Annotated in this window: 22 protein-coding genes; 13 read left to right on the top strand and 9 right to left on the bottom strand. The window is 67.2% G+C overall.

What is annotated here, in order from left to right; translation table 11 throughout:
• Positions 1-22: 22 nt before the first annotated feature.
• The 4 genes from AC0KWY_RS09220 to AC0KWY_RS09235 are packed head-to-tail and all read right to left on the bottom strand — an operon-like array spanning position 23 to position 4,675.
• Positions 23-916 (bottom strand): HDOD domain-containing protein, encoded by an 894-nt coding sequence (locus tag AC0KWY_RS09220; RefSeq protein ID WP_474029348.1) that lies wholly within the window; start codon positions 914-916, stop codon positions 23-25.
• A complete protein-coding gene (gene glcF, locus AC0KWY_RS09225; protein ID WP_474029349.1) occupies positions 913-2,142 on the bottom strand; it encodes a glycolate oxidase subunit GlcF in 1,230 nt (409 codons plus the stop codon). Before glcF ends, AC0KWY_RS09220 begins: the two co-directional genes overlap by 4 nt.
• Positions 2,142-3,197 carry a glycolate oxidase subunit GlcE gene (gene glcE / locus AC0KWY_RS09230; protein WP_474029350.1) on the bottom strand — a complete coding sequence of 352 codons (1,056 nt, stop codon included), beginning with the start codon at positions 3,195-3,197 and terminating at the stop codon, positions 2,142-2,144. Before glcE ends, glcF begins: the two co-directional genes overlap by 1 nt.
• Positions 3,197-4,675: an FAD-linked oxidase C-terminal domain-containing protein gene (locus AC0KWY_RS09235; RefSeq protein ID WP_474029351.1), complete on the bottom strand. Its 1,479-nt coding sequence runs from the start codon at positions 4,673-4,675 to the stop codon at positions 3,197-3,199. The genes glcE and AC0KWY_RS09235 overlap by 1 nt, the downstream gene beginning before the upstream one ends.
• Positions 4,676-4,817: 142 nt before the next feature.
• Between AC0KWY_RS09235 and AC0KWY_RS09240 the strand changes: the two genes are divergently transcribed.
• Positions 4,818-6,095, top strand: a complete 1,278-nt coding sequence (locus AC0KWY_RS09240; protein WP_474029352.1) for a sensor domain-containing diguanylate cyclase — start codon at positions 4,818-4,820, stop codon at positions 6,093-6,095.
• A 7-nt stretch (positions 6,096-6,102) separates the two neighbouring features.
• On the opposite strand, the gene AC0KWY_RS09245 is transcribed toward AC0KWY_RS09240, so the two are convergent.
• Both AC0KWY_RS09245 and otnI read right to left on the bottom strand, forming a co-directional pair.
• Positions 6,103-7,389 (bottom strand): glycerate kinase type-2 family protein, encoded by a 1,287-nt coding sequence (locus tag AC0KWY_RS09245; protein WP_474029353.1) that lies wholly within the window; start codon positions 7,387-7,389, stop codon positions 6,103-6,105.
• Positions 7,386-8,159 carry a 2-oxo-tetronate isomerase gene (gene otnI / locus AC0KWY_RS09250; RefSeq protein WP_474029354.1) on the bottom strand — a complete coding sequence of 258 codons (774 nt, stop codon included), beginning with the start codon at positions 8,157-8,159 and terminating at the stop codon, positions 7,386-7,388. The genes AC0KWY_RS09245 and otnI overlap by 4 nt, the downstream gene beginning before the upstream one ends.
• Before the next feature lie 63 nt (positions 8,160-8,222).
• Here otnI and AC0KWY_RS09255 point away from each other — a divergent pair, with 63 nt between their 5' ends.
• Positions 8,223-8,819, top strand: coding sequence for a cob(I)yrinic acid a,c-diamide adenosyltransferase (locus AC0KWY_RS09255; RefSeq protein WP_474029355.1), 597 nt, complete (start codon positions 8,223-8,225; stop codon positions 8,817-8,819).
• 61 nt (positions 8,820-8,880) lie between these two features.
• Positions 8,881-9,105 carry a hypothetical protein gene (locus AC0KWY_RS09260; protein ID WP_474029356.1) on the top strand — a complete coding sequence of 75 codons (225 nt, stop codon included), beginning with the start codon at positions 8,881-8,883 and terminating at the stop codon, positions 9,103-9,105.
• 3 nt (positions 9,106-9,108) lie between these two features.
• Here AC0KWY_RS09260 and AC0KWY_RS09265 read toward each other — a convergent pair whose 3' ends face one another.
• The gene (locus AC0KWY_RS09265; RefSeq protein WP_474029357.1) at positions 9,109-11,898 is read right to left on the bottom strand and encodes a cache domain-containing protein; all 2,790 of its coding nucleotides are present in this window, start codon (positions 11,896-11,898) and stop codon (positions 9,109-9,111) included.
• Between the two features lie 342 nt (positions 11,899-12,240).
• Between AC0KWY_RS09265 and AC0KWY_RS09270 the strand changes: the two genes are divergently transcribed.
• The 7 genes from AC0KWY_RS09270 to AC0KWY_RS09300 are packed head-to-tail and all read left to right on the top strand — an operon-like array spanning position 12,241 to position 19,476.
• Positions 12,241-14,472: a TonB-dependent receptor gene (locus tag AC0KWY_RS09270; RefSeq protein ID WP_474029358.1), complete on the top strand. Its 2,232-nt coding sequence runs from the start codon at positions 12,241-12,243 to the stop codon at positions 14,470-14,472.
• 9 nt (positions 14,473-14,481) lie between these two features.
• Positions 14,482-15,498: an ABC transporter substrate-binding protein gene (locus AC0KWY_RS09275; protein WP_474029360.1), complete on the top strand. Its 1,017-nt coding sequence runs from the start codon at positions 14,482-14,484 to the stop codon at positions 15,496-15,498.
• 4 nt (positions 15,499-15,502) lie between these two features.
• The gene (locus tag AC0KWY_RS09280; RefSeq protein WP_474029361.1) at positions 15,503-16,240 is read left to right on the top strand and encodes an energy transducer TonB; all 738 of its coding nucleotides are present in this window, start codon (positions 15,503-15,505) and stop codon (positions 16,238-16,240) included.
• Positions 16,240-17,265 carry a FecCD family ABC transporter permease gene (locus AC0KWY_RS09285; RefSeq protein ID WP_474029362.1) on the top strand — a complete coding sequence of 342 codons (1,026 nt, stop codon included), beginning with the start codon at positions 16,240-16,242 and terminating at the stop codon, positions 17,263-17,265. Before AC0KWY_RS09280 ends, AC0KWY_RS09285 begins: the two co-directional genes overlap by 1 nt.
• Complete coding sequence (locus AC0KWY_RS09290; protein WP_474029363.1) at positions 17,262-18,047, top strand: ABC transporter ATP-binding protein; 786 nt, start codon at positions 17,262-17,264, stop codon at positions 18,045-18,047. The genes AC0KWY_RS09285 and AC0KWY_RS09290 overlap by 4 nt, the downstream gene beginning before the upstream one ends.
• Positions 18,048-18,076: 29 nt before the next feature.
• Positions 18,077-18,652: a globin domain-containing protein gene (locus AC0KWY_RS09295; protein ID WP_474029364.1), complete on the top strand. Its 576-nt coding sequence runs from the start codon at positions 18,077-18,079 to the stop codon at positions 18,650-18,652.
• Positions 18,649-19,476: a substrate-binding domain-containing protein gene (locus AC0KWY_RS09300; protein ID WP_474029365.1), complete on the top strand. Its 828-nt coding sequence runs from the start codon at positions 18,649-18,651 to the stop codon at positions 19,474-19,476. The genes AC0KWY_RS09295 and AC0KWY_RS09300 overlap by 4 nt, the downstream gene beginning before the upstream one ends.
• A 363-nt stretch (positions 19,477-19,839) precedes the next feature.
• Here the strand turns inward: AC0KWY_RS09300 and AC0KWY_RS09305 are convergent, their stop codons facing one another.
• Positions 19,840-20,325: a hypothetical protein gene (locus AC0KWY_RS09305; RefSeq protein WP_474029366.1), complete on the bottom strand. Its 486-nt coding sequence runs from the start codon at positions 20,323-20,325 to the stop codon at positions 19,840-19,842.
• 1,117 nt (positions 20,326-21,442) lie between these two features.
• Here AC0KWY_RS09305 and AC0KWY_RS09310 point away from each other — a divergent pair.
• Together AC0KWY_RS09310 and AC0KWY_RS09315 are read left to right on the top strand one after the other, a co-directional pair.
• Entirely contained in the window at positions 21,443-22,201 is a 759-nt protein-coding gene (locus AC0KWY_RS09310; RefSeq protein WP_474029367.1) for a reverse transcriptase domain-containing protein, read from the top strand.
• Complete coding sequence (locus tag AC0KWY_RS09315) at positions 22,096-22,443, top strand: group II intron maturase-specific domain-containing protein (RefSeq protein WP_474029368.1); 348 nt, start codon at positions 22,096-22,098, stop codon at positions 22,441-22,443. Before AC0KWY_RS09310 ends, AC0KWY_RS09315 begins: the two co-directional genes overlap by 106 nt.
• 685 nt (positions 22,444-23,128) lie before the next feature.
• Here the strand turns inward: AC0KWY_RS09315 and AC0KWY_RS09320 are convergent.
• The gene (locus tag AC0KWY_RS09320; RefSeq protein WP_474029369.1) at positions 23,129-23,581 is read right to left on the bottom strand and encodes a hypothetical protein; all 453 of its coding nucleotides are present in this window, start codon (positions 23,579-23,581) and stop codon (positions 23,129-23,131) included.
• A gap of 121 nt (positions 23,582-23,702) precedes the next feature.
• Here AC0KWY_RS09320 and AC0KWY_RS09325 point away from each other — a divergent pair, with 121 nt between their 5' ends.
• Positions 23,703-24,728: an IS110 family RNA-guided transposase gene (locus tag AC0KWY_RS09325; RefSeq protein ID WP_474029370.1), complete on the top strand. Its 1,026-nt coding sequence runs from the start codon at positions 23,703-23,705 to the stop codon at positions 24,726-24,728.
• Positions 24,729-24,877: the final 149 nt, after the last annotated feature.

The following is a 24,877-nucleotide window of genomic DNA, read 5'->3' on the forward strand; positions in this document are numbered from 1 at the left end:
GCACGAAACGCGGCGGTCAGAATCAAACGTGGACAGCGCTGTTGAAGCGCTCCAGCACGACATCGATGAACTCCGGCAGGGAGTCATCGTCGAGACCGAGTTCCGGCAGCAGCACGTTGCGCACCTCATCCCATTCGGGATTGGGGATGCGCTGGTCGCGGGCATGGATGTCGATGGCCAGCGCCAGGATGGCGATCATGCTGCGCGCCTCGTGGTCGCCGAGGTCGGCCAGGGCATGCTGGTGGCGGATGGCGTCGCAGATGAACCCCGGCAGACACCAGTGGCGGGCGACCAGATAGCCGACCACGGCATGGTCGGTGTTGAACTTGCGATCCTCCTCCCGCCAGTCCACCCAGTGCCCCGGCGTCGCCAGCCGCAATTCCATGCCGTAGGAGGGAAAGCGCTGCAGCAGCAAGGGCACGCCGCAGGCGTGGAAGATGCCGGCCAGATAGGCCTGGTCGGCGAAGATGTTGCAGACGGCGACGCGCTCCTCGGCAATCAGCATCGCCAGTTGGCCGACCGCCTGCGAACGCGACCAGAAGGCCTCGTAGATGCGCTTGTCGGCGGCCGGCGTACCGGCGTCGATGAGGGCGATCGCCTGCACCAGGTTGAAGGTCTGCTTGACGCCGACCGCGTGCAGGATCTGCTCGATGCTATCGAACGGCTGGTGCTGGCGATACGCCGCATTGCCGACCACCTTGAACAGCATCGCGCTCAGCCCCGGGTCCTGCTGGATGGTCCTGGCCAGGCGGCGAACATCGTATTCCTGGCGGTTCATCATCCGCCGCATCTCGTCGAGAACGCGCGGCTGGGGCGGAATCTTGATGCCGCCCTCAAGGACGCGCCGCACCCGGGCGGCGTCTTCCGCCCCCAGCGAACGCGTGATTTCCGGCACCGAATTCCCCTTGCTGCTCATCCCAAAGCCTCGTCAATCAATTCTATCCAGTGGCGGACCGGCGTCGTCGCGCCGGCCTGCAAGTGTGTCAGGCAACCGATATTGGCGGTGGCGATCAGTGCCGGACCGCCGGCGGTCAGCGCCGCCAGCTTGTTGGCGCGCAGCTGTTGCGACAGCGCCGGCTGCAGCATCGAATACGTGCCCGCCGAGCCGCAGCACAGGTGAGCATCCGCCACCGGCGTCAGCCGATAGCCGGCCGCCGCCAGCAGGTTCTCGACGACACCGCGGATTTTCAGCCCATGCTGCAGGGTACACGGTGCCTGAAAGGCGAGCTTGCCACGTTCGGCCGGTGCCAGCAAGGCGCGCAAGCGACCGCCTTCGGCGGCGACCACTTCCGACGGGTCGCGACACAGCGCGCTGACCCGTGCCGCTTTTTCGGCGTAATCCGCATCGTCGGCCAGCAGGTGGCCATAATCGCGCACCTGGACGCCGCAACCGGAGGCGGTGACGACGATGGCCTCGACCCCGGCTTCGACATGTGGCCACCAGGCGTCGATGTTGCGCCGCATATCGGCCCGGGCCGCCGCCGGGTCGTTGAGGTGATGGCGCACGGCGCCGCAGCAGCCGGCCTTTTTTTCTTCGAACAGTTCGATGCCGAGGCGGTCGAGCACGCGCGCCGTCGCCGCGTTGATGTTCGGCGCCAGCGAAGGCTGCACGCAGCCGGCCAGCGCCAGCATGCGCCGCGGATGCCGACCCGGCGCCGGCCACGGCCGGGCCGCCGCAGACGCCGGCGGCAGCTTGTCGGCGAGCACCGACGGCAGCAGCGGCTTGAGCGCGCGACCGAGCGCCACCGCCGGCCCGAACAGCGCCGGCTCGGGCAACACGGTTTTCAGCAGCGCGCGCGGCAAGGCCTCGCGCAGCGGTCGCTGCAGCTTGTCCTCGACGAGCTGGCGACCGATATCGAGCAGGTGGCCGTACTCGACGCCGGACGGGCAGGTCGATTCGCAGGAACGGCAGGTCAGGCAGCGGTCGAGGTGAAGCCGGGTCTTGGCGGTGACCGGCTGACCTTCGAGCACCTGCTTGATCAGGTAGATGCGGCCGCGCGGCCCGTCGAGTTCGTCGCCAAGGAGTTGGTAAGTCGGGCAGGTGGCGGTGCAGAAACCGCAATGCACGCACTTGCGCAGGATTTCGCCGGCCACCCGGCCGGCGTGCGTGTCGCGGTATTCGTCGGCGATCCGGCAGTCCATCAGAACTCCGCGTAGAGCCGGCCGGGGTTGAGGATGCCGGCCGGGTCGAAGACCTTCTTCAGCCGCCGGTGCAGCGCGAGCAGCGCCGGAGCCAGCGGCGTGAACGGATCGACGCGGCAGCGCAGCGATTCCGGCGCCCGGTACAGCGTCGCGTGGCCACCGGCCGCGACAGCCGCCGCGCGGATCGCCGCGGCATCCACCTCGCCGGCGTACCAGCGCAGGGCGCCGCCCCACTCGATTGCGCGCAGGCCGTCGACCGCCAGGGCCGGCGCGGTGGATGGCAGGGCGACGCGCCACAGTAGCGGCGCCACGAAAGCGGCGTGGCGCTGCTCGCGGATGTCTTCCCAGATACTCCCGGCGTCCGCCAAGGCCTTGCCGCCCAGCTTGCGCGCCGCCGCGTCGACCGCCGCCGCCGCGCCGGAGAGGCGCAGCCACAGCCGCCCCTCGTACCAGAACGAGGCCGACACCGGCAGTGGCTGCGCGCCCCAGTCGTTCAGCCGGCGCACCGCCTCGTCGGCGGCGCAGGCGAATTCCAGCGTCGTCTCGGCAACCGGTTTCGGCAGCACCTTCAGCGTTGCCTCGGCAATCGCGCCGAGCGTGCCCAGGCTGCCGGCGATCAGCCGCGAAACGTCGTAGCCGGCGACGTTCTTCATCACCTGGCCGCCAAAATTCAGCACCTGACCTCGCCCGTCGACCAATTTGACGCCGAGCACGAAGTCACGCACCGCCCCCGCCTGCATCCTGCGCGGTCCGGACAGGCCGGCGGCGACGCAGCCGCCGAGCGTCGCCCCGGCGAAACGCGGCGGCTCGAAGGCCAGCATCTGGCCATGTTCGGCGAGCGCGGCCTCGATCTCGGCAAGCGGCGTGCCGCATTTCGCGGTGACGTAAAGCTCGGTCGGCTCGTAATCGACGATGCCGCGATGGCCGCTCAGGTCGAGCACCTGGCCGGCCAGCAGGCCGCCGTAGAAATCCTTGCTGCCGGCGCCGCGCAGGCGCAGCGGGGTGTGCCCGGCGTGGGCGGCGCGGATGGCGGCGACGATTTCGTCCAGCGTCATCAGAAGCGCTCCAGGTCGGGGAATTTCAGTTCGCCGCGATGCACGTGCATGCGCCCGTATTCGGCGCAGCGGCGCAGGCTGGGGATCGCCTTTTCCGGGTTGAGCAGGCGCCTCTCGTCGAACGCCGCCTTGACCGCGTGAAAAGTCTCCAGCTCGGGCGTCGCGTACTGCACGCACATCTGGTTGATCTTTTCGATACCGACACCGTGCTCGCCGGTGATCGAACCGCCGAGCGCCACCGACAGTTCCAGGATTTCGGCGCCGAAAGCCTCGGCCTTCTCCCAGTCGCCGGGCAGCGACATGTCGTACATGATCAGCGGATGCAGGTTGCCGTCGCCGGCGTGGAAGACGTTGGCGCAGCGCAGGCCATATTTCGTTTCCATGGCGGCGATCGCCGCCAGCATCTCGGCCAGGCGTTTGCGCGGAATCGTGCCGTCCATGCAGTAGTAGTCCGGCGTGATCCGGCCGACCGCCGGGAAGGCCGCCTTGCGCCCGGCCCAGAAACGCAGGCGCTCGGCTTCCGACTGCGAGACGCGCAGATCGCGGGCACCGCAACCGGTGAGCACCGCGCGCACGCGGGCGATTTCTTCGGCGACCTCCTCGAGCGTGCCGTCTGACTCGCACAACAGGATGGCGGCGGCGTCGAGGTCGTAGCCGGCCTTGACGAAGGGCTCGACGGCGGCCGTCGCCGGCTTGTCCATCATCTCCAGCCCGGCCGGGATGATGCCGGCGGCGATGATCGCGGCGACCGCGTCGCCGGCCTGGGCGACGTCGTCGAACGAGGCCATCACCACCTGCGCCAGTTCCGGCTTGGGCACCAGCTTCACCGTCACTTCGGTGACCACGCCGAGCAGGCCTTCCGAACCGATCAGCAGGGCGAGCAGGTCGTAGCCGGGCGCATCCGGCGCGCCGGAACCGATCTCGAAGATTTCGCCCTCGATCGAGACGACACGCACGCGCAGCACGTTATGCACGGTCAGCCCGTATTTCAGGCAATGCACGCCGCCCGAGTTCTCGGCGACGTTGCCGCCCAGCGTGCAGGCAATCTGCGACGACGGGTCGGGCGCGTAGTAGAGGCCGAACGGCGCCGCCGCTTCCGACACGGCCAGGTTGCGCACGCCGGGCTGAACGACAGCGGTCCGGCTGTCGCGGTCAAGCTTGAGGATGCGATTGAAGCGCGCCAGCGACAGCACGACGCCGTCGGCATGCGGCATCGCGCCGCCGGACAGGCCGGTGCCGGCGCCGCGGGCGACCACCGGCACGCCGAGCTGGTGGCAGGTGCGCAGCACGTCGACCACTTGGCCCTCGTTCTCCGGCAGGCAAACCGCCAGCGGCATTTCGCGGTAGGCGGTGAGGCCGTCGCATTCGTAGGGGCGCAGATCCTCGGCCTCGACCAGCAGGCAATGGGGCGGCAGCACGTTGCGCAGACGACGGTGCAGGATGGCGGGATCGCAGCGGGGCAAATCGTCGGGGATCATGTCCCGAATTCTAAAGCGCAAAAAGGCAAAGACCTATCGGGAAAACCCGCGCCCGGACGCGCAAATTTTTACTTTCCGCATAGATCGGCCCGATATAATTTCAGGCACAACACTTTCGCCACTCAGTACTGGAAAAGCACGCATGGCCGAATGGAGATCGCCGGCAAACCGGGCTTTGCTCGAACGGATGCTTGCAGCATTGGAGCAGCGGCGCCCCAGCATCCCGGAAAGCCAGATGGTCGCTGCCGAGAGCTTCTCGCTCAACTGGCCGAACCTGAAGACCTGCCTTGCCGAATCGCTGCGCTGCGACGACGAGGGCCGCTGCCAGTCGATGATGCGCCAGTTGGCCGCCACCGACACGCCGTTCATGCTTTTCTCCTACCAGTTCGGCACGCTGCGCAACCAGTTGCTGAAGCTGGCACTGGAAGACGGCGCGATCGCCGACGCCCAGCAGATCATGACGCTGTTCGAGGCAATGGAGGAAAACTTCGCCTCGGTGTACCTGGAAATCTTCCTCAACCGGCTCGGCACCCGCAACCACCTCCGGCTTTCCCACATCCGCGCGCTCAACGACAAGAACCTGCTCAGCTATTTCGAAAGCCATCTCGAATGGATGGCGACGCTGATCGAAGCCACCCGCATGCGCGACCCGTCAGGCATGCCGGAACTCGACCCGACGCTCTGCCAGTTCGGCTGCTGGCTCAACGACGAAGGCGCGCGCCTGATCCGCGATCGCAGCTACATCGCCCAGATCCGCGAACTGCATGAGGCGATGCACCACATCATCGCCGAAATCGACGAACTGATCGTCCAGCCCGGGGCCAGCGGCCCGGTTTACGCCATCCTCAAGAAGGCGGAGACCTATTCGCTCGAACTCGGCAACGAGATTTCGCTGCTCAACAGCATCGTCATCATGAGCGTCTACAGCAAGGACACGCTGACCGGCTTCCTCAGCCGGCGCTTCCTCGACCGCGTGCTGGCCAACCAGATGGAAATCGCCAAGGCGACCGAGTCGGCGTTCTCGGTGATCATGTTCGACATCGATCACTTCAAGGATCTCAACGATCGCTACGGCCACCAGACCGGCGACCTAGCGCTCGAACACCTGGCCGGCATCGTCCGCGACACGCTGCGCCAGTCCGACCTGATCTTCCGCTACGGCGGCGAGGAGTTCCTGCTCGTCTGCCCGTCCACCAAGCTGCCGCAGGCGCGCCTGCTGGCCGAAAAGCTGCGCCAGCGCATCGCCGCCTGCCCGGTGCCGCACGACCCGCCACTGCCGCTCAGCGCCAGCTTCGGCGTCAGCGAAGTGGCACCGAGCTCCTACGAGATCGTCGATAGCCGACTGGTCCATGAAGTGATCGCCGCCTGCGACGGCAAGCTCTACGCCGCCAAGCGCAGCGGCCGCAACCGGGTGGTCTGAAAGCGCTTCAGGCGATCAGGATGGCGCGGAAGTCATTGACGTTGGTCCGCGTCGGCCCGGTCAGCAACAAATCGTCTAGCGCCGCAAAATAGCCCCAGGCGTCGTGGGCCGCCAGCGCGGCCTGGCCGTCGAGGCCGAGCCCGCGGGCCCGGGCCGGCGTATCGGGGGCGACGAAGGCGCCGGCATTGTCCTCGGTACCGTCGATGCCGTCGCTGTCGGCGGCCAGCGCATGGATGCCGGGCGCGCCGCCGAGCGCCAGCGCCAGCCCGAGCAGGAATTCGCTGTTGCGTCCGCCGCGGCCGCCGGCGCCGCGCACCGTCACCGTCGTCTCGCCGCCGGACAGCAGGACGCAGGGCGCCGCCGCCGGAAAACCGTGGCGAGCACAGGCCAGCGCAATGCCGGCGTGCAGCCGGCCGGCTTCGCGCGCCTCGCCTTCCAGCGCGTCGCCGAGGATCAATGGCGTGAGGCCGCAGCGCCGCGCTTCGGCGGCGGCTGCTTCGAGCATCTGACGCGGCGAGGCGAGCAGGCGGTAAGTCGCGCCGGCCAGCCGCGGATCGTCGGGCTTCGGCGTCTCGGCGGCGCCGCTGGCCAGCCAGGCGCGCAGCGGCGCGGCGAGCGGAATCGCGTAGGCGTCGAGGACGCGCAGGGCGTCGGCCGCCGTCGTCGGGTCGCCGACCGTCGGCCCGGAAGCGATCACCGCCGGGTCGTCGCCGGGTACGTCGGAAATCGCCAGCGTCAGCAGCGGTGCCGGCCAGGCGGCGAGCGCCAGGCGCCCGCCCTTGATCGCCGAGAGCTGTTTGCGCACGCAGTTGATTTCGTTGATCGGCGCCCCCGAGCGCAACAGGGCGTCAGTGAGCGCCCGCTTCTGCGCCAGCGTGACACCCGGTGCCGGTGCCGCCAGCAGCGCCGAGCCGCCGCCGGAAATCAGCGCCAGCACGCGGTCGTTGGCGCTCAGCCCGGAGAGCAGAGCAAGAATGCGCGCCGCGGCCGCCTCGCCGGCCGCGTCTGGCACCGGGTGCGCGGCCTCGACGATTTCGATGCGCGAACAGGGCACGCCGTGCCCGTAGCGGGTGACGACCAGCCCGGAGAGCGGGCCGGGCCAGTGGTCCTCGACCGCCTTCGCCATCGCCGCCGACGCCTTGCCGGCGCCGACGACAATCAAGCGGCCGCCCGGTCCCGGCGGGTCGATGGCGGCCAGCGCCGGCGGCACGCAGCACGCCGGATCGGCCGCCGCCAGCCCGACGTCGAACAGGCGGCGCAGGAAGGCGCGCGGGTCGTCGCGCCAGCCGCTCATCGCGGCAGCCAGCCGAGGCCGGCCTCGGTGGTCGTCAGCGGCTTGTATTCGCAACCGATCCAGCCGGCGTAGCCGAGCCGGTCGAGCAGCGCGAACAGGAAGGGATAATTGATCTCGCCGCTACCCGGCTCGTGGCGCCCCGGGTTGTCGGCGATCTGGACGTGGCCGATACGCTCGATGTTGGCCTCGATGCAGCGCGCCAAGTCGCCCTGGATGATCTGCGCGTGGTAGAGGTCGAGCTGCAGGCGGACGTTGGGGCGGTCGATCAAATCCAGCAGGGCGAGCGCCCGGCGGACGTCGTCGAGCCAGTAGCCGGGCATGTCGATGCGGCTGTTGATCGGTTCGATCAGCACCGTCGCGCCGATGCCGGCGAAGCGGTCGGCGGCATGGCGCAGGTTGGCGACGTAGGTAGCGGTCAGCGCGGCGTCGTCGGCGCCGACCGGGCGCAGGCCGGCCATGCAATGGACGCGCCGGCAATCGAGCGCCTGGGCGTAGGCGAGCGCCGTGTCGACGCCGGCGGCGAATTCCCGCTCGCGGCCGGGCAGGCAGGCGAGGCCGCGCTCGCCGGCATCCCAGTCGCCCGGCGGCAGATTGAACAGCACCTGCTGCAACCCGGCGTCGCGCAGCCAGCCGGCAATCCCGGCGGCCGGCCAGGCGTAGGGAAAGAGGTACTCGACGCCGGCGAAACCGGCCGCCGCGGCACGCGCGAAACGTTCGGGGAAAGATGCATCGGCGAACAGGAAACTGAGGTTGGCTGCGAACTTTGGCATGGCGGCGACAGTCTGTGCGGGGCAGGAAAGTATAATTCGCCGTTCACCAAGGAGAAGGCAGACGTGGAAAACAACGAACAAAACGAACGCAAAGGCGATGAACGCAAAGGCAATCGCCTGTCGAAGATCGTCACCCGCACCGGCGATGCCGGCACCACCGGACTCGGCGACGGCAGCCGGACGACCAAGGACAGCCTGCGCATCGCCGCCATCGGCGAGGTCGACGAACTCAATTCCAGCCTCGGCGTGCTGCTCTGCGAAGAACTGCCGGACACCGTGCGCGGCGCCCTGCTCGACATCCAGCACGACCTCTTCGACCTCGGCGGCGAACTCTGCCTGCCCGGCATGGCGGTGATCAAGGAGGCCCAGGTCGAGCGCCTCGAAGTGCTGGCCGAAACCTTCAACAGCGAGCTGCCGATGCTCAAGGAATTCATCCTGCCCGGCGGCACCCGGCCGGCGGCGCTCGCCCACCTGAGTCGCACCGTCTGCCGCCGCGCCGAGCGGGCGATGGTCGCCCTGCACCACGCCGAAACGCTGTCCGATGCCGCCCGCCGCTACATCAACCGCCTCTCCGACCTGCTGTTCGTCTTCGGGCGCAGCCTCAATCGTGCCGGCGGCCGCGGCGACGTGCTCTGGCAGAAGGGCAAGAACGCCGCCTGAGGCTAGAGCGCGCCAGCGTGACCGAGCGCTAATTCAAACGCAGTTTTCTCCGGCAGCAATCGTGTACCGCGTCGTCACCAAATACCGCAACGGCACCGCCCGCCCCGTCGTCGAACAGGGGCCGTGGCACCCCACCCGCCAGACCGCTGACAACTGGGCCCATACCCTGCGCGCGCACGGCTATGTCACCCATGTCGAGTCGCAGGGCGGCCTGATCGACGCCGGTCTCAGCGACAGCCCGTCCGACAACGGCGACCTGCTGGCCGCGCTGTCGAGCATGGCCTGACGCTCAAGCGGCCGGCTTGCCGCGGCCCAGCCAGTTCAGCAGCGCGGTGAAGAAAACCTCGGGCTTGAGCGGCTTGGCGATGAAATCGACCATGCCGGCTTCGCTGCAGCGGAGGCGATCCTCGGCATAGACGTTGGCGGTCATGGCGATGATCGGCAACTGCCCGCCCGCCTGCGCCAGGATGCGGCGAGCCGCTTCCGGGCCGTCCATGTGCGGCATCTGCATGTCCATCAGGATCAGGTCGTAGCGTGTCGATGCCGCTTTTTCCAGCGCTTCCAGACCATCTTCGGCGACATCGACGACCAGGTTTACCGCTTCGAGCAGTTCCTGGGCGATCTCGCGATTGACCATTTCATCCTCGACCAGCAGGATGCGGCGGCCGGCACATTCCCGCGCCAGCCGCGCCTCGGCGCTGTCGCCCGGGGTAGGGGCCGGCGGACTGGGCGACTGCGCCCTCGGCAGGCAGACGGTGAACCAGAAGGTACTGCCCTCGCCCGGCATACTCTCCACGCCGGCGTCGCCGCCCATCAGGCGGGCGATGCGGCGGGTGATCGCCAGCCCCAGCCCGGTCCCGCCGTAGCGCCGGGTCACCGAGTTGTCGGCCTGGGTGAAGATGGCGAACAGTTCGGGAACGACCTCCGGCGCGATGCCGACGCCACTGTCCTCGACCTCGAAACGAAGCCGTACCCGGTCGCCGGTCTCGTCCTCGACGCGGGCGCGGATCGTCACCTGCCCGTGCTCGGTAAACTTGACGGCATTGGCGGCATAGTTGAGCAAGGCCTGCTGCAGCCGCACGGCGTCGCCCTGCACGGCCGGCAGCTTGGCGGCGTCGATGCGCAACGCCAGCCCCTTTTCGCGGGCGCGGTCGACCACCATCGCCGCGACGTTGTCGAGGACGACCGCGACATCGACCCCGGTTTCTTCAAGAACGAACCTGCCGGCCTCGATCTTCGACAGGTCGAGCACGGCATTGATGATGTCCAGCAGATGACGCCCCGCCGCGTCGATCTTGTCCAGTCGGTCGGCCTGTTTGGCGCCGACGCCGTCGCGCCGGATCAGGTGGGCCATGCCGGTGATCGCGTTGAGCGGCGTGCGGATCTCGTGCGACATGTTGGCCAGGAAAGCGCTCTTCGCCACGTTGGCGGCCTCGGCCGCGTCCTTGGCCGCGGTCAGCGCTTCGGTGCGGGCGGCCACCTCGTGCTCGAGATGATCGCGATAGCGCGCCAGTTCGGCTTCGGCGTTGCGCCGCTCGGTCACGTCCTGCAACTGGAACAGCATCAGGCGACGTTCGTTGTGCCGCAATTCGAACAGGGTGACGTCGGCATCCCAGACCGTACCGTCGAGGCGGCGGTGCCGCCAGGGAAAGACGACGCTGCCCTGCGCCCGGCAGGTGGCGATGTGATGGGCGGCGGCGACCGCCGAATCGGTGCCGTCGTACTGCGTGGTATCGGAAACGGCAATCGGGGTCAGGCCGAGCACCTCGTCGCGGCTGCCGTAACCGTAAATGCGCACCGCCGCGTCGTTGCAATCGACGAAGCGCCCGCTGTCCGGTTCCATGACGACCATCGGCACCACCGAGCCGGCGAACAGGATGCGGCTGTACGCCTCGCTTTCCTGCAGCTCGCGGGCATAAGCCGCGTTCTGCCGGTGATAGCGGCGGAATATCTTGCCCGACCACAGCGAAAAGCTGAACGAAGCCGCCAGCCCGAGCAGCAGCGCCAGGCCGAGGGCGAGCAGCAGGTCGCCGAGCTTTTCGCCGTCGATCGGCACATGGCGCTGCACTTCGGCGGCCAGCGCCCGCTGCATCTCGTCCTCGTCGATCGTCGCCACCACCGTCCAGCCCCAGGGCTGGTCCATCCTCACCTGCGCCATGCGCGACACCGGTTCGCCGCCGGCCTGCCAGAGGTAATTGACGGTTTGCCGACCGCCCTGCCGGGCCGCCAGAATGGCCGTCCAGGCCTGCGCCTGCAGCGGCGAGAGCTCACCGTAACGCTTGCCTTCGCTGGCGGGGTCCTCCGCCAGCAGGATGCGCCCGTCGCCGTCGATCACGGCGACGTGACCGCTCTCGCCGAAATGCAGTTCGCGCAGACGCGCCAACGCCTCCCGCTTCTGGTACTCCTCCCACTTGTGGGTATAGTCGCCGGTCCCGATCAGCCAGTCGTAAGGCGCGAAATGGCGGACGTAGGCGAGCTTGTCGGCCATCTGCCGCGGGTTTTCCGGGGAATACCAGCGATAGCGCGAAAAGCCCTCGCCGCTCGGCATGCGCGCCGCCGCGATCAGGCCGCGCATGATGTAGTGACCCCGATCGTCCTGGTTGTCGAGCTTGGTCGTCCCCTCCAGGCCGGGCGAGGTCGGCAGCAGGATGAACTTGCCCTGCATGTCGTCGATGAAGTAATAGCCGCGCCCGTCGAAGAACCGCACCGGCCGCAGCGCCTCGACGATCAGGCGTTGAACCTCGGCAAGCGGCCGACGCCCGGACTCGCGGGCGTGGATCGCCTCGACCACCTGCAAGGCGCTGTCGACCTGCCCGCGCAGGCTCTGGCGCAGGACGCTCTCGGTCCGCGAGCGGGCAAACTCGATATGTTCGAGCGCCCGTGCCATCTCGCTGCCCAAGTGCTGGCGCTGCGTATCGGCCGCCGCCCGCTGCAGGCGATCCAGGGACTGCCGGTGCTGAGCCAGGCTGCTCCAGGAAAAGAAGGCGCCGAGCGCGACGGTCAAGACGACGATGACCGCCACCGTCCCCAGCAGATGGGTACGGGTGACGGATTTCTCATCGGCGAATTCGGATTTCATTACCACAAGCAGCCCGACCAACTATCACCAAAGTAATAATGGTACTGGGAAGACCCGCTTTTCGCAGGGCAATTTTTCCGACCACAACGGCAGAAGCCGGCGCCTTGATCGTGCCAGCATATCGCTGACGAACGCCCCGGCAAATCGTCGCAGCTTCCCGACATGGATTGTCGAACTCCCGACATCGTTGTATTTGTTACTACACAGCGAAGCGAAAGACACGGGAATTTACACGGCTAAACCGCGATTTTATCTGGTACGGCAATTGCTACCCCAAAACAGTCGCTATGTATTTGACTACATAACAAGACCGGACCAGAAAATCAATCAAGGGGAAATGCCATGCAATCTTCAGGGAACACCGGGTTCCAGCGTCGCCGCTTGGCGATCTTGCTGACGGGCGCGCTCGCGTCCGCCTTCGTCCATGCCGACACCGTGCTCGACACGGTGGAGGTCAGCGCCCGCGGCAACCCGGATAGCGAAGTCGTCCTGCCCGAAGCGGGGACGCCAGCCACACAGTACCGGGTCGACCGCGAGGCGATGCGCCTGTTCGACACGCCGGGCGGCAGCAATCCCTACACCAGCGTCGCCGAAGTGCCCGGCGTCAAGGTCACGCCGGTCGACGCCTGGGGGCTGAACAATTCGCAGGGCGGCCAGAAGGGCATGCGGGTGCGCGGCGAAGTCAGCACCCACGGCGTCTCCGGCACCGTCGAGGGGCTCACGCTCGGCGGCCCCGGCCCCGGTCCCGGCTACCTCTTCCTGTTCGACAAGGAAAACCTGCGCCAGATCGATTTCGCGCAGGGCGCGATCGCCGCCGACCGCGGTGGCCTCTTCAACACCTCCGGCGCCCTCGACAGCAAGCTGCGCTGGCCGCAGGCCAAGGCCGGCGGCGAGATCGGCCTGAGTCTGGGCAGCGACGGCTTCCAGCGCGCTTTCCTGCGCGCCGACAGCGGCCGCCTGGCGAGCGGCACCGCCTTCTTCTTCTCCGCCTCGCACACCCAGGCCGACAAATGGCGCGGCCACGGCGAAGCGCCGGGCGACCGCGAAAACATCGAACTCGGCATCAGCCAGCACCTCGGCAAGCTCGACATCGACGTCCTCTACGCGCGCAATGACCAGGCACAGCACAACTATCGCGGCCTCACCTACGCCGAGGCGCGCGACCTGTTGACCTACCGGCGCGCCGATTACGGCGTCGATCCCAACCGTTCCGACTACTACGATTTCAACCGCCAGAAATTCCGCAACGAAGCCCTGCTGGCGAACATCCGCTACGCCTTCAGCGGCGACACCAGCCTCAGCTTCAAACCTTTCTACGCCAAGGAAAAGGGCAAGTACCTGTACGAGGGTTCCAACGCCCAGCAAGTCCAGGAATGGCTGCTCGATCACAGCACCTACGGCGCCACCGCCGAGATCGCCAGCCGCCTGGCCGGCACCGAGGTCAAGTTCGGCCATAGCTGGACATCGACCGAACCGCCCGGCCCGCCGACCACCCGCAAGCTCTACAAGATCGTCGGCGGCAAGCTGGTCTTCCAGCGCTGGGCGCTGCTCTCCGAAGTGACCGACCGCCACGAGTTCCACAGCACCTATTTCACCGCCCTGCGCCAGTTCGACCGCCTGAAACTCAACGGCAGCCTGCGCTACGCTCGCGAAACCCTGCCCGCCATCACCGCCTACGACGCCAGCACGACCAACGGCGCCAGTTGGGACGTTTCGGCCGACGCCGCCGCCGACCGCGCCACCCCTCTCGCCGCCCGCAGCGTGGACAGCCGCAGCTTCGGCCGCTGGCTGCCGCAGCTCGGCGCCAGCTACCAATTGACGCCGCTCGTCGAACTGCGCGTCAATGCCGGCCAGACCATCGGCGGCCCGTCCTTCGACGCCTTCAACCAGACGCCGCCGGCCGGCTTCACCAGCCAGTGGTACTGGGACCAGTTGAAGCCGGAAATCGCCACCGCCATCGACATCGGCGCGCGCATCCGCCACGACCGCTTCTACCTCGACCCGACCGTCTATTACAGCCGCTCGAAGAACAAGGGCGTCAGCGCCTACGACCCGGCGACCAACACCGTCTGGTCGCAGAACGTCGGCAAGACCGAAGCCTTCGGCTTCCAGTTGGCCGCCGGCTGGTCGCCGACGACGACGCTGCAACTGGTGTCGGCGCTCTCCTACAGCCGCTCGCGTTTCGTCGAGGACATGCAGACGGTCGGCGGCGCCATGTTGCCGGTCGAAGGCAAACAGTTGCCCGACGTCCCGAAATGGATGGCCAACCTGGGCGCCATCTGGCGTTACCAGGGCTTCACCGTGGCGCCGATGGCGCAGTACGTCGGCAAGCGCTGGGCGAGCAGCAACTACGACCAGCGCGTGCCCGGCTACTGGCTCGCCGACCTCACCGCCAGCTACGGCCGGCAGACCGGCTGGGGCCGGTGGACGGCGACGCTCGGCGTGATGAACCTGTTCGACCGCAAGTACATCGGCCAGATCAGCACCAGCGAAATCAACGTCAATGCCGGCAACCGCATCTTCTTCCCCGGCGCGCCGCGCACCCTCTTCGCCTCGCTCAACCTGGGCTTCTGAGGAACAGCGATGAAACGCCAGCTCGCCGCCGCCCTCCTCGCGCTGCTCGCCGCCCTGCCGGCGGCGGCGCGCGAAGTCACCGACATGAACGGTCGCCGGGTCGAGGTCCCGGAGCGCATCGACCGCGTCTTCGCCGCCGCGCCGCCGCTCAGCGTGCTGCTGCACGCGCTGGCGCCGGACAAGATGGTCGCCCTCAGCTTCGCCGTCGCCGAGCCGGGCAAGGCCTTCTTCCCGCCCCGTCTGCTCGCGCTGCCGGTCGGCGGCGGCAGCTTCGGCAGCGGCGCCCAGATGAACGCCGAAACCGTGCTCGGCCTGCGCCCCGACATCGCGCTCGCCTGGCAGAACGCCTTCGCCGACCGCCAGAAGATCACCGACGCCTTCGCCAGGACCGGCGTCCCGGTGCTCTTCGTCAAACTCGACCGGCTCGCCGATTGGCCGGCGGCGCTGCGCTACACCGGCCGCCTGCTCGGTCGCGAGCAGACCGCCGAGGCGCAGGCCCGCTACATCGAGCAGGCGCTCGCCCGGCTCGCCGGCTTCGTCGACGCCGTGCCGGAAGCGAAACGCCCGCGCGTCTATTACGCCGAAGGCCCGGACGGCCTGGCCACCGACTGCAACCGCTCCTTCCACACCGAGGCGATCGAGCTGGCCGGCGGCTACAACGTTTATCGCTGCACGCAGAAAAGCGTCATGGGCATGGAGCGGATCAGCCTGGAACAGGTGATCGCCCTCGACCCCGAGGTGATCGTCACCCACGAGCGCAACTTCTTCGCCGAAGTCCGCCGCGATCCGCGCTGGCAGCAGATCAGCGCGATCCGCAGCGGACGCGTGCACCTGGTGCCGAAATGGCCGCACAACTGGATGGACCGGCCGCCGTCGCTGATGCGCGCGCTCGGTGCGCAATGGCTGGCGAGCGTCTTCTACCCGGGCGATTTCCGCTTCGCCCGGCACGCCGACACGCGCGCCTTCCTCCAGTTGTTCTTCGCCGTCGCCCCGGACGACGCGCAGATCGACCGGCTGTTCGAGTAAGCCGATGAACCCAGCGCTCTGCCGCCTGCGCCCAGCCTACCGCGAACAGCCGACGCGGCGCTGGCCGGCGTTCGCCGTCTCGGCGGCGATCCACACGCTGGCCTGCACCGGCCTGGCGATCACCGCCGACCGGCCGCTGGCGGCAAAGACGCCGGGGCCACTGCAGCTTACCTGGGTCACCAGCAGCCCCCCCGCAACGCCCCGCACGCAGCCCCCCAGCCCCAGAGAAAAACGCGCCCCGAGCGCCAACAAAATGCCGGCAAAACGACCGGCAATCACTACCAGCGCCGCAGCCAGGAGCGTTGCCCCAAGCCTCCCGGCCAACGCTCCAGCCACCGCCAGCCCGGAAGCGGCCACATCGCCCACCGCGTCGCCCTCCTTGTCACAAGCCGCCTCCCCGAGCACCGCCCCGGCCGCATCACAGCCCGCATCACAGCCCAGCCCGCAACCCACCTCGCCCCCCGTCTTCAACGCCGCCTACCTGCGCAACCCGGCGCCCGCCTACCCGGCGACCAGCCGCCGCTACGGCGAGGCGGGGCGCGTGTTGCTGCGCGTCCGCGTGCTGCCTTCCGGCCAGCCCGAGGAAGTCGTGCTGCAGCAGAGTTGCGGCCACGACCGGCTCGACGCGGCGGCGCTCGACGCCGTGCGCCGCTGGCGTTTCGTGCCAGCCCGCCAGGGCGAGCAGGCGATCGCCGCCTGGGTCGTCGTGCCGATCCAGTTCAGCCTGCAGGAGGCCGGCTGATGCGCGCCGCCGCGCTGCCCTGGCCGCGTCTCGGCCCCGGCCTGCTGACAGCGGTCGCCGCGGCGATGCTGTTCGCCCTGTGCATCGGCCGCTACCCGCTGCCGCTCGCCGACATCCTGCGTTTCCTCGGCGCCGCGCTCGGCCTCGTCGAACTGCCGGCGCGCGAGTACGACACGCTGTTCAACCTGATCGTCCGCATCCGCCTGCCGCGCGTGCTCGCCGCCGTCCTCGTCGGCAGCGCGCTGGCCAGCGCCGGCGCCGCCTTCCAGGGCGTCTTCCGCAACCCGCTGGTGTCGCCCGGCCTGCTCGGCGTGCTCGCCGGTTCGGCCTTCGGCGCCGCCCTCGGCATCCTGCTCGACCTGCCCTGGGCGCTGGTCCAGGCGCTGGCCTTCGCCATGGGCGTTGCCGCGGTCGGCGTCGGCGTCGGCATCGCGACGCTGTTCGGCAACGGCAGCATCATCATGATGGTGCTCGGCGGCGTGATTTCCGGCGCGCTGTTCACGTCGCTGCTGTCGATGGTCAAGTACGCCGCCGACCCCTACAACCAGTTGCCGGCGATCGTGCATTGGCTGATGGGCAGCCTGGCGCTCGCCGATCTCGGCCAGATCGGCGTGCTGGCGGTGCCGATCGGCGTCGGCGTGCTCCTCCTCGGCACCCTCGGGCGCGGCCTCGACGCGCTCAGCATGGGCGACGACGAGGCGCGCGCGCTCGGCGTGCCGGTGCGCGCCCTGCGCTTCGGCATCGTCGCGCTGGCGACGCTGATCTCGGCGCTGACCGTGTCGCTGGCCGGCATCATCGGCTGGGTCGGGCTGATCGTGCCGCACATCGCCCGCCTCCTGGTCGGCCCCGGCAACGCCGTGCTGCTGCCGACCAGCGCCGCGCTCGGCGCCTGCTTCCTGCTCGCCGCCGACGGCCTGGCGCGCACCGTGGCGACCACCGAAGTGCCGATCGGCATCGTCACCGAACTGATCGGCGTCGTCGCCTTCGTCCTGGTTCTCGGCCGCGTGCGCCGGGGGTGGCTGTGAACGGCGCGCCCGTGCTCTGCGGCCAGGCGATCGAGCACGCCTACCGGGGCCGCGTCGTGCTGGACGGCGCCAGCCTCGCCCTGCGCCCCGGCGAAGTGGTCTCGCTGCTCGGCGCCAACGGCGCCGGCAAGAGCACGCTGCTGCGCATCCTGCTCGGCCTGCTGACGCCGACCGCCGGCCGCGTCAGCCTCGACGGCCGGCCGCTCGCCGCCTACGCGCGCCGCGAACTGGCGGGCAAGCTCGCCTACGTGCCGCAGGTGCATGCCACGCCCTTTCCCTACACCGTGCGGCAGATCGTCAGCCTCGGCCGGCTGCCGGCCAGCGGCCTGTTCGCCGCGCTCTCCGGGGACGACCGCGACGCCGTCGAGCAGGCGATCGCCCGGCTCGGCATCGAACATCTCGCCGCCCGGCCCTATACCGAGATTTCCGGCGGCGAGCGGCAACTGGCGCTGATCGCCCGGGCGCTGGCCCAGGGCAGCCGCCTGCTGGTGATGGACGAACCGGCGACCGGGCTCGATTACGGCAACCAGATCGCCCTGCTCGACCTGCTGCACTCGCTCGCCGTAGACGGCTACGGCATCCTCAAGACCACCCACCACCCCGACCATGTGCTGGCCGGTTCCGACCGCGTCGCCCTGCTCCAGCACGGCCGCATCGTCGCCGACGGCGCGCCGGCCGACGTCCTCACCGCCGCGCGCCTGAGCGAACTGTACGGCGTCGCCATCGCGCCGGTGCGCCTGCCCGACGGGCGACTGGTCGTCGCCCCCTGCCTTTCCACTTGATTCCATCCTTCCATTCCCAGGAGAACACCATGTGCCAATCGTCCGCCAGCCCGACCCCGGAAGCCGCCCAACCCGTCCATGCCTGCGGCACGCACCGCCCCGAAGTCGGCCGCCTGGTGCCGGCGGCGCACGACCTCGACCTGCCCGAGGTGCAGTTTCCCAGCGCCCGCGTCCTCGCCACCGTCGGCGAGGCAGGTCTGCGCGAACTCGTCTTCCACCACCACGGCCGCCTGCGCCACAGCGAGATCGGCCACATGTTCGACGTTCCCGACGCGCAGTTCGAGAAGCTGTGCGGCCTGATCGCCGACTTCGTCGTCGAGACCTGCGGCGGACCGCGCAACTACACGGCGACGCGCGGCGGCGGCTGCATCCGCACCCGGCACTTTCCGTTCTCCGTCGACGAACGCAGCCGCGAAGTGTGGATCGAACAACTGTTCATCGCCATGCACGAAACCGGCTTCCCGGCCGAACTGCGCGAAGAGTGGTGGACCTGGCTGGAAGCGATGTCGGTGCGCATGATCAACCGGCGGACGATGAAGGCGCAGCCGGTGCGCATCAGTTGGAGCGAAGCGCAGGCCCGCTACGGCGCGGCACTCGCCGCATGATGCCGGCCCGGGTGCGACGGGCGGCGCTCGCCGCCCTGCTCGGCCTGCTCGCGCTGGCCCCGGCGGTCGCCGCCGAACCGCCGGTGCGCGTCGCCGTAGTCGGCGGGCTGGTCCTCAGCGGCATCTGGCCGGCGCTCGCCGAACAGGCCGCGCAGGCCACCGGCCTGCCCATCGAAACCGTCGCCGCCGCGCCCAAGGAAGGCGTCGTCCCCGCCTTCCGCAACGGCGACGCCGACCTGCTGCTGATGCACGGCAGCGACGAAACCTACGCCCTGCAGGCCGCCGGCTACGCCGCGCCGCTGCGCGCCTGGGCGAAGAACGAGCACGTCTTCGTCGGCCCCGCCAGCGACCCGGCCGACATCGCCCACGCCGGCGACGGCACCGACGCGCTGCGCCGCATCCTCGCCGCCGACGCGCCGATGATCGGCTTTCGCGATCCCGGCAGCTTCACCATCGTCGCCGGCCTGCTGCGCGCCGCCGGGCTACGCCTGGGCGCCAACCAGATGCGCTTCGACGACCACGAATCGCCGCAAGGCATCCTCAAGGCCGCCGCCGCGCAGCACGCCTACGTCGTCGTCGGCCACATCCCGATCGCCTTCGGCAAGATGCCCGCCGCCGGCCTGCGCGTGCTGCTCCGAGGCGACCCACGCATGCGCCGGGTCTACGTCGCCGCCGAACCCGGCCCGCGCCACCCGGCCGACCCGGAACGCCGCGCCCGCGCCCACCGCCTCGCCGAATACCTGCTCAGCCCCGCCGGCCAGCAGGCGCTCGCCGGCCTCGCCGCGCAACGCGACGGGCCGTGGGTTTTCGGGCTGGAAGAATAAAGACGAACCTGGCCCCTTTTCCCGGCAACGCATCGCCCCACCGGAAAGCGGCGACGAGACACTGAAGCAGCCACGGAGACGGCCGGGTAAGCCCAGCCGCCCGGCAAAACGACGCGCCCGCCGACGCCACGGCCGTGCTCGGCCGGAAAACGGGGAAAAACGCCCGGTCAGGCGGGAAAATCGCCTGATCCTTCAGGCCGGGGCGCCGAATCCGGCGCTGCCCGGCAGCGCTGCCGGAGCTTCGGTCCGGTTTTCGGGCTGACCACAAAAGCTGTTTCCAGAGAAACGGAGCCGGGCTTGTTCAACAACCGGTTCAGATCGCGGCTCGCTTCGCGATCACGATCTAACCTTAATCGTTACCACTCATTTCACGTCAAACTCGAAGACTTTTGCTAGAGAGCCTTCTACGAATATACGAATAACATAACGGCCTTTCGGGTCGCCAGGGGCAACTGCCCAAGTATTGAAGATAACCCCTTGATCGGGTGAGACCTCTCGCTCTGTTACTGAGATGCGCCCATCCGTAGACACCGATCTCGTTCCAAGCGGCTCAGGATCGCCCCACGTGTTGGGCTTAGCTGGAAGAATGAATTCCTCTCGCCACTTAATTCGTTTTTTCGCAGTGCGGAGAAACATAACCCAGCCATAACCTTGATTTGGCGTAAGTGGCACCACTGTGGCCGGCACAAACACAGGCTTGCCGGAATTCCCTTGGTTGAAGACGCCGAATTCGGCACGTATTACTTCGTAGTCATCGTGTGCACCAGCAGACCCATCTGATAAAGCTGCAATCGCCGGACAACAGACAACAAAGATAATGAGCGAGAGGAGTAAGCGTAGTCGGTTCATATTTTGAGTGCTAACGACGGAGGTCAGCGGCAGTCGGACAGCGCAGCTGGCCGACTGCCGCTGGACCGGATTGTGTGCGCCCAGCATGGGCGCGATGTAACGGGGTGCAAGTCCCCTGTGGGAGTACCGATCTTGTCGCATGCGATAAGAATAACCACTAGCTGAAGGCAAGGGCAAGCTTGCGAGGGGTTGTCTGGAGGGTGAAGGCGGGGTTTGTGAAAGCGAACGGCTTCGCTTTCACCCGCCTGAACGCCATGAGCTGTGCGAATGGCCGGGACGCCGGAGAGCAAACGTGCGAGGCGACGGACAGAAACTGCATAGAAGGCCGAGCAGGTCGAGGCGAGCTGGCACATGACAGCGAAGCCCACCGGTACGACCGGCACGGTAAATGCGGCGCTTGTGCGCGGACACATCGCGTTCTTACCTGGGGAGGTCTGCCGCGCGAGCGGAGAAGGAAGTTGAGCGAAAGTGGCCGGGTCGTGCCAGTCCCAAACGACCGGCGCCGATGCGGGCAGTCACGCATCAAGGGCGAACGAAGCGACAGCGGCGCTCAACAACGAATCAGCGCCTCGGCCACCAATGGCCGGGGTGACGCGGCAGAAGTCAGCAGCGGTCATAGTAGCCGGGCAGGTTGAAGTCTGACGAAGGACCAAACAACGAAACACAAGGCGCAGACGGCCTGATCTCGGCGCAGCCGCAATCTCCCCGGACGGGGAAGGCAAGCCGGCGAGCGGGTCGCACCGAGCCTTGAACCAAGACGAGACGAAAAGAGTGGCAACAAACGAGTTACTGGCAGCAGTCCTTTCCAGCGACAACCTGCGCAGTGCATGGAAACGCGTGAAAGCCAACCAAGGCGCGCCGGGCATCGACGGCATCGCCATAGCAGACTTTCCCGCCTACCTGCGAGCGCACTGGGAAGACACCCGCCGCCAACTCGAAACCGGGCGTTACCGTCCGCAAGCCGTCCGCCGGGTAGAAATTCCCAAGGACGACGGCGGCAAACGGCTGCTGGGTATCCCGACCGTGATGGACCGGGTCATCCAGCAAGCCATCGCCCAAGTGCTCACGCCGATCTTCGAACCAGACTTCTCGGAGTCGAGCTTCGGCTTTGTGCGCTGTGCGCATCCCGCTGACGCGGGACCAGCCTTCGGCTGTCCTGCGCCCCTTCGGGGCTGGTCGACCGGGCCGCAATGCCCGCCAGGCGATCAAACAGGTACAAGCGTATGTGAAGGACGGCTACGCCATTGCCGTGGACATCGATCTTGCCAAGTTCTTCGACACCGTCAATCACGACGTGCTGATGAACATCATCGGGCGAACGATCCGCGACAAGGCGCTGCTGGCCCTGATCGGCCGCTACCTGCGCGCCGGTGTGCTGGTCGGAGAGCACATCGAGCCCAGCGCCATCGGCACACCGCAAGGCGGGCCGCTGTCGCCGCTCCTGGCCAATATCCTGCTCAACGAACTCGATCATGAACTCGAACGACGAGGCCACCGCTTCGCCCGTTACGCCGACGACATGGTCATCCTGGTCAAAAGCCAGCAAGCCGGAGAACGGGTCATGCGAAGTTTGACGCGCTACCTGGAAGGACGACTGAAGCTCAAGCTCAACCCTGCCAAAAGCAAGGTGGCGAAGATGAGCGAGTGCGGCTTCCTGGGCTTCACCATCAACCGTGGCAAGATCCGCTGGCTGGACAAGAAGCTGGTGGCCTTCAAGCACCGGGTGAAAGAACTCACCGGCAGAAGCTGGGGGGTATCGATGGGGTATCGATGGCATATCGGCTGCACAAGCTGGGGCAGTACGTGCGGGGCTGGCTGGGCTACTTCGGCATCAGCGAGTACTACCGGCCGATCCCGGAACTGGACGAGTGGCTAAGAAGGCGCATCCGGATGTGCTATTGGAAACAATGGCGCTGGCCGCGCACGAAGATCAGCCACCTACTGGCCTTGGGCGTCAGCCTGAAGACGGCGATCCAGCATGGCGTCAGCAGCAAGAGCTACTGGCACATGGCACGCACGCCGGCAATGCAGCAAGCGTTGAACAATGACTGGCTTCAGCGCCAGGGCGTGCCGAGCATCAAGCGGTTATGGTGCAAGGCACAGGGCTACACGTCTTAGTCGAGCGAGCCATCTCGTTGAACCGCCCACTGCGGACCCGCACGGTGGGTGGTGTGGGGGCCGGGGGAGAGAAACCTCTGGCTACCCGATTGGGCGTCACGGCTGAAGTAGATGAGACCATTTAGCGGCCCGAACTAGAAGCGTTGGATGTGGCTAAGGGAAACGTGCCTTTGACAGGGGCAAGCCAGCCGAAATTTGGGCTGTACTCGAGACCAACAAGAGCAGCATTGTGCTTGGGGTCCAACTCAACGTAACCCGAGGTGACTTGTTCAACGAACTCAGGCTTGAAATCTCTCGGGAACTCGAAACGGCCACCAGAAGTTGTGGCCCGTTCGTATGCGGGCGCGGGGAGATGAATTTGCACCGACTCGACCCAGCCTGGAAATGGACCCTCGGATGTAATAGGGCAGGCGCGGAACCCGCGAACAATGAACTGTACGGTCTGACTCGAAGGGTCGAGTTTGACAAGACGACTTGTCTCAATGCGAGTGCAGGGACAGATGCAAACAACCAGCGAGGCCGCCAGAAGAGCAACTACTGCGCCGAGAACAAGAAGTACCTTCTTCATCAATTAGCCGAGGCTGATCGTGTGGGTCTTGATGACGCCCAACGTAGAGCTGACCGGCGCTGCGCGGCTTCATCGCGCAGCGTCCAGCGACCGAAGGGAGCGAGGTCGAGCGCCATGTTAGGAGCTAGGCGGTTCAACATGCAACTTGCCTCGCTTGACACAAAGACTTCCGATGGCAGGAGTGCGCGAAATTACTGCCCAACTGGGCTGGCCTTCGGCAGTCATGAACGACGTGATTCGCAAGCCATTGGACAGCGACACAACAATCTCTGGAAGATGACCGATGAACTCGACGTTTGAAACGCTACTTCCGAGGAGGCGCTTAAACATGAGTGGCCAACGACGTTCGGGGCTCCAAGAGCCGCCAAGAATCGACCGCGGACGCTCGATTCTCCAACTCCATTCAATCATCAACGTGAGTTCACCGTTCGGTTGTGCCGGCTTGTCGTTACGCTTCCTGCCTTGAGTAAGCGCGCCAAACTCTACGAAGATTGCCGAGCCATACCCGCGCCAGACATGCGATATGACTTTGCAGGTCAAAGCCTCGGCGAAGCGCGGTGCGTCATTCAATGCAGGCTCCTAACGAATGAAAGGGACTTCCCCGTCCCGAGGTAGCGGCGGAAGCCGCTGGCAGCGGTAGCTGCCATGATTGAGTTTCCACACCAAATCATTCGCTCGAAAGGGGAAGTCCATGGATATTGTCACCGTCGGCATCGATCTCGCCAAGAATGTATTCGCTTTGCATGGCGTTGACCAGAGCGGTAAAGCGGTTTTCATCAAGCCCAAGGTGGCGCGCAGCCAGCTGCTCGAAATGGTTGCCTACCTGCCGCCCTGCCTGATCGGCATGGAAGCCTGTTCCGGCGCGCACCACTGGGCAAGGGAATTCAGGCGCTACGGCCACACCGTCAAACTGATGGCCCCGAAGTTCGTGGCGCCGTACCGCATGAGCGGCAAACGCGGCAAGAACGACGCGGCCGACGCTGCCGCCATCTGCGAAGCCGTCACCCGGCCCAACATGCGCTTCGTGCCGGTCAAGGATGTCGATCAACAAGCCATCCTCTGCCTGCACCGTACCCGGCAAGGCTTTGTCGAAGAGCGCACCGCGCTCTACAACCGCTTGCGCGGCCTGATCAGTGAATTCGGCATCGTCCTGCCGCAGAAAGTCGAACGCCTGCGCCGGGAAATCGGTGCCCATCTCGAAGCACTTCCCGGTTGGGCCAATCGCTGTGTCGGCGACCTGCTGGCTCACGCCGACCGCCTCAACGAACGCATCGAGGAATACGACAAAGCCATTGCCCAGGCTGCCCGCCAGGACGCCAGAAGCCGACAACTCATGCAACTCCCCGGCATCGGCCCGACCACGGCCAGCGCCCTGGTCGCCAGCCTGGGCGGCGGTCACGACTTCAAGAACGGTCGGCAACTCGCCGCCTGGGCCGGGCTCGTTCCCGGCCAATGCAGCAGTGGCGGCAAGGCCCGCTTGGGCAGGATCACCAAGGCGGGCGACGCCTACTTGCGCAGTCTGCTCGTCATGGGCGCCCGCGCCGTTCTCGCCGGACTGGGCGACAAGCAGGATCGCTTCAGTCGCTGGGCCAGAAATCTGGCCGAACGACGGGGTTACTGGAAAGCGGCGGTTGCCATTGCCGCCAAGAACCTGCGGCTCGCCTGGGCGGTATTGCACTACGGCGACGATTTCCGACGCATCGAAGAGACTGCCTGAACCACAAAATCGTCTGTAGGGAAAAACAGGAAAGGAATCACCGGCTGATCGCTGGCAGCCCAAGACCAGCGAAGCACTGCCAGCGTTGATGTGAAGCGGGTTGGACCCGCGCGGGGAGAGCCTGATTACCTCCAGGAGAGGAAGTCACT

The sequence above is a fragment of the Azonexus sp. MM2026_4 genome, from assembly GCF_055901855.1.